The 4,391-nt window shown below is 49.4% G+C and carries 7 protein-coding genes and 1 pseudogene; all 8 read right to left on the bottom strand.

Going from position 1 to position 4,391, the window contains the following annotated elements; all coding sequences use genetic code 11:
• A partial coding sequence (locus NUH19_RS12910; RefSeq protein WP_262316940.1) for an FtsK/SpoIIIE domain-containing protein occupies positions 1 to 1,324 on the bottom strand: 1,324 nt, incomplete at its 3' end.
• A complete protein-coding gene (locus NUH19_RS12905; RefSeq protein WP_194498987.1) occupies positions 1,321 to 1,533 on the bottom strand; it encodes a hypothetical protein in 213 nt (70 codons plus the stop codon). The genes NUH19_RS12905 and NUH19_RS12910, both read right to left, overlap by 4 nt.
• 13 nt (positions 1,534 to 1,546) lie before the next feature.
• Positions 1,547 to 1,996 (bottom strand): hypothetical protein, encoded by a 450-nt coding sequence (locus NUH19_RS12900; RefSeq protein WP_194498988.1) that lies wholly within the window; start codon positions 1,994 to 1,996, stop codon positions 1,547 to 1,549.
• Between the two features lie 146 nt (positions 1,997 to 2,142).
• Positions 2,143 to 2,340: a hypothetical protein gene (locus tag NUH19_RS12895; RefSeq protein ID WP_194498989.1), complete on the bottom strand. Its 198-nt coding sequence runs from the start codon at positions 2,338 to 2,340 to the stop codon at positions 2,143 to 2,145.
• 11 nt (positions 2,341 to 2,351) lie between these two features.
• A complete protein-coding gene (locus NUH19_RS12890) occupies positions 2,352 to 2,558 on the bottom strand; it encodes a DUF5348 domain-containing protein (protein WP_262316939.1) in 207 nt (68 codons plus the stop codon).
• Between the two features lies 1 nt (position 2,559).
• A complete protein-coding gene (locus tag NUH19_RS12885) occupies positions 2,560 to 3,342 on the bottom strand; it encodes a replication protein (RefSeq protein WP_262316938.1) in 783 nt (260 codons plus the stop codon).
• A gap of 115 nt (positions 3,343 to 3,457) precedes the next feature.
• Positions 3,458 to 3,592 carry a hypothetical protein gene (locus NUH19_RS12880; protein WP_262316937.1) on the bottom strand — a complete coding sequence of 45 codons (135 nt, stop codon included), beginning with the start codon at positions 3,590 to 3,592 and terminating at the stop codon, positions 3,458 to 3,460.
• 572 nt (positions 3,593 to 4,164) lie between these two features.
• Positions 4,165 to 4,391 (bottom strand): annotated as a pseudogene (locus tag NUH19_RS12875) (hypothetical protein); the annotation flags it as partial.

The following is a 4,391-nucleotide window of genomic DNA, read 5'->3' as shown; positions in this document are numbered from 1 at the left end:
TCGTACTGAACACATCGCCGCCAAACTCCGGAGCGCGGAACTTGATAGGCGCGCCCTTTTCAAGTGACACAAGGCCAGCACCTTTCTCCGACCCAATCGCAGGTAAATCGGACGTCCCAAACATCATCTGCGCTACTTGCGGCGTTGGTACGCCCAAATGAACGGCAGTAGCAAGGTTCGCACGAATTGACGTGTTCAAGTCCTCCGACTTCGGCGACTGCATAACAATCAGCAAGCCCATAGAGAGCTGGCGACCCATTTGCACAATCTGCATAAGCATTGCCTCAAAGTCTGCACGTTGCTTCTTGTCCATGCTTGTGATGAGTGAGCTAAATTCTTCAATCACCAACAGCAGTGGCGGCAAGCCCAAATCAGCGACAACGGTATCGAACGCCGTTGACTTGTTGTAAATTTCCTTCCGCCGGTCTACTTCTGCGCGGAACCGCTTAGCAATCGCAAACGCTTCTGCATTTGTTGACCCATAGTGTTCCCGAGGCATACCAGTAACTTGGCAGAGCTTGTACAAGTCAGACATCTTCGGGTCAATGGCGAACAGCTCCGCATGTCGTGCAATGCCGTCAGAGGTCACAGTTTGCGATATGAAGCGTGTTAGGTAGTAATACGTGTAATAAGACTTACCAGCCCCAGAAGCCCCTGAAACGAGTTGAGAATAGTTTTTGCGCAGGTCTACGGTGAAACCACGGCTCACATCGAACTTCATCGCGTCATCTTCAACCGGCAACGCAGAAACTACCTCATGTTCACCACGTTGCTTGTTGAACGTGTATTGAACGTACTGCATTGGCTTCTTACCGCCCTCGCCCTTGGTGACGCCATCAGATTGCCGCACCAGCTCCATACCCAAAACGGCCTCAAGCAATTCGCCTTGCTTGTCTGCACCAGCCTGATAGCGGTCGCCCGTCTTGAAATAACGCACGTCAACCTGTCGCGGGTATTCAGCATAGTAAATGACCGCCTCACTCTCTAAACCACCATCAGAGACTTGCACCAACCCGTTATCGTCCTTGTAAATGACCAGGTCTTTCTGAATCGGTCGAAATTTTGGCTTGCGTGCCAGCACCGCCTTGCGCACCAAGAAACCAAATAAGCACAGCGCCACAAGCCAAGCGATCATCATCATGAAGCTATGTCCGATAGCGCCAAGAATCAACCCACCAACAAAACAGGTTGAGAACACCCACGAATAGTGGCGCAACATACCGAAAAAGTGAACATCAGGTGTAAACAACGGTTGCAAGCTAGCGCTATACCAAACACCAAACTCGTTGTTCAACTCACGCCGCCCGAAAATGTTAAGCATCATAGCCGCCCACCCTTCCACTTATCGAGTGCGAACCGAATCAGGTCAGGTAACTGCACCAACACCAGCACCGCCACCATCACAAGTGCAAACTTGCACCCACGACCCAAATTGATGTCGCCGTATTTCCAAGAGGCCGTAATGCTGCTAAACGCCGACGCCATCAGTAACAAGACAAATGTGCTAGTTTTCCATGGATTGTAATTTTTCATCAGTTTAACCCTCCTAATACAACTTGGCAGCCGGCATAACCAGAGCCATACCCGTGATAGACGTATTCCCATAACGATTAGTAGTCTTGGTAAACGCAGTACCAAAATCTGCCGTACCAAAAACCTTGTTGTACAACGCATCTAACCGCGCGTCTTCATCACCACGGTAGGGTCCCTCATAGTCGCGAACCTTGACCTTAATCAAGTTGGCATTATCGACACCCAAACCGACCTTTTGCAGTAGTTCCATCTGTTCAGCGTCCGCTACTTCTAAGTTGAGCCATGGCTTTTTAATCTTATTGCCGGCATCGTCCTTGTCGCGGGTCTCGTATTCACCAGTTGAATACCCGACAACCACCACGCTATCCGGAAATTCAACCGCCGCAGTTCCGTTGCAGACGCGCAGAAGCGCGGCCTCATCGAGCTTATCCATCTTAATCATTTCAATATTTTCAGTAGCCATAATTTTGGCCTCCCGTCTTTTTGTTGCCCTATCCGAGCACAATTTAGTTATATCCCAATCCCCCTATTTTTACAACCCCCAATCCCCCTATTTTTACATTTTAATATTTAGGGCACAAAAAAAGAGGCTGAAAGCCTCTCGTTATCTTAGTTTGTGGATTTTTGATTTTTTCGAAGTTCTTTAAGCTCTTTGACTATTGCGTCCAGCGCATCACCGTTGCTAGGTTGCGAAACAACCCCTCGCAAGCTGTCTTTCGTTTCAATGATGAGCTTATACGTGCCCTCCAACACATTGGCATTGTTAATCTGCCGCGGCTTATCAGGCTTCTTTTTAGTCCTCACCATGCTTTCACCTCCTAATATCCTTTTGCCTTCAGGCCAGCAATATTGTAACGGTCACTATCTTTCAAGCCGACCAAGTACCAGCCGCCCGCATCTGACTCGATGCGGGTTTCAAAGTCACTACCGTCAGCCAAAATGAGCGTAACCGGATAGCCCGCATGAAGCTCCACGCCATCAATCACATACCGCTGTGAATCTGGATTGTATTCAATCGTCGCCATGCTAATCGTCCTCCTCATTGTCCAACTGCTTAGGTTCAAAAACTTGACCCGTGACCGTATCAATGTACTTCCCATTGTTCAGTTCAAGCACCCGCTTATCCGACTTCTTGAGCTTTTTAACCTTGGCCATACGCCGCTGATAAGCGCCATCAAAATACATTCTGAACAGACCTGAATTTTCTTTCAAAATTCCATTCAGAATTACAAGACTTGGCAACCCGTGTTCTTGACCATGTGCCCCGTAATAGTCCAACAAGTCGAAAACATTCTGCAAGTTCTCGTGAAAAATGATGTCACAAATTGTTGCCACAATCGTGCTTTTTTCTTCGACATCGAGAGTAGTATATCGATCAATATCAAAGCCGCTGATACACTGCAAGTCATCAGCACTATAAGGGTGTTTACCCTGTTTCTTTGCGTCGTCAGAACTATGCGTCAGATAATCGTGCATATGTAGCACACTACTGCGGATAATCTGCACGCGGGCTAATGCTTGCGAAGTACCGAATAAGCGCACCACCTTATTACGCACCGCATCAGCAGACACGGGATTTTTAGCAATATAGATAACGTGCCAGTGCGGTTTCTTGTATACGGGTTTACCGGCCGCCGCTAACGCGCGATCCTCAGCCGTATACTTTTCCTTGTCTTTCAAATCAAGGTCATGCAACGGCGATATTTCCATCGGAATGCCAGCAGTTTCTAGCTTTTCCTTCCAGTCCTCCGGCGCGGAATCTGGATAGACTAGAAACGTGAAAAATCGATTTTTCTCTTTAGCCACCATGTCGCCCACTTTCTAATCATGAACGTGTGCACACGGCCTTTGCATGGTAAAATGGTTATGCGAATACCAACAAAGACCACCCGTGTAGCCCGCCAGCTCGCGGGTATTTTTATGCTCACTTTTTTACTTCAGCCGTTAAAATCAGCCGCAGATATGCACTTAACGTCAGTCCCATGCTGTCTGCTTTTAGTTTGAGTTGCTCTTTCAACTCATCAGGAATCATAAATGTAAATCGCTTTAACTCACTCATGAGACGCCTCCATTCTTGATAACTAAAAGCATACATCATTCATATCCGGTATGCAACGCGTTCATAACAATTTCAAAATGTCGCCGAAAATGTCGCCAAAATGTAGCAAACATCTAACAGCACGTAAACACTTGGGGGAGTAAGGGCGCAGACGTCATAAACAGCAAGTTGGCACTCGGCACCTAATGGGGGGTCGTAGTATTCCCCCATTAGTCGCTACAACGTCGCTCGCCCCAAACCTAAAACCTCGGGCGTTGCCCGAACCCAGCAGGGCGCTTCGCCCTGCACCCTCAAGGAGCGGTGCGCTCCAGCCGCGGGAAGGGGTTGGGGAACCCCTTCAAGCGCATGAGCATTTGACGCGCTATGTTTATCAACTCCTTATCCTCCCTCACTGCGTTCAGTCCGGTACCGTTGACAAACGGTTATGGCGCCGTTCTGGGCAGGGGCAAGAGCGCGCCCGAACGCGGTTCCGTGTCACGGCTTGGCGCTCCGCTTGGGCTTGCGCTCCGCGCGCCCACCGCCTTAGCCACTCCACCGCGATCAGTCACGCTCATGAACTCATCTCGCCTAAATTACAACAACTCCTCCCAGTCCTTGGTGCTTGTCGCCGGATTGTCGTCATCGCTCACAGCAGAGCCCTCGTAGGTTTTCGCAACAGCCTCCCAGACTGGCATTATCGTACTGAACACATCGCCGCCAAACTCCGGAGCGCGGAACTTGATAGGCGCGCCCTTTTCAAGTGACACAAGGCCAGCACCTTTCTCCGACCCAATCGCAGGTAAATCGGACGTCCCAAACA

It is taken from the genome of Lacticaseibacillus parakribbianus (genome assembly GCF_025490915.1).
Classification (GTDB): domain Bacteria; phylum Bacillota; class Bacilli; order Lactobacillales; family Lactobacillaceae; genus Lacticaseibacillus; species Lacticaseibacillus parakribbianus.
This window is presented reverse-complemented; position numbering and strand designations above follow the sequence as displayed.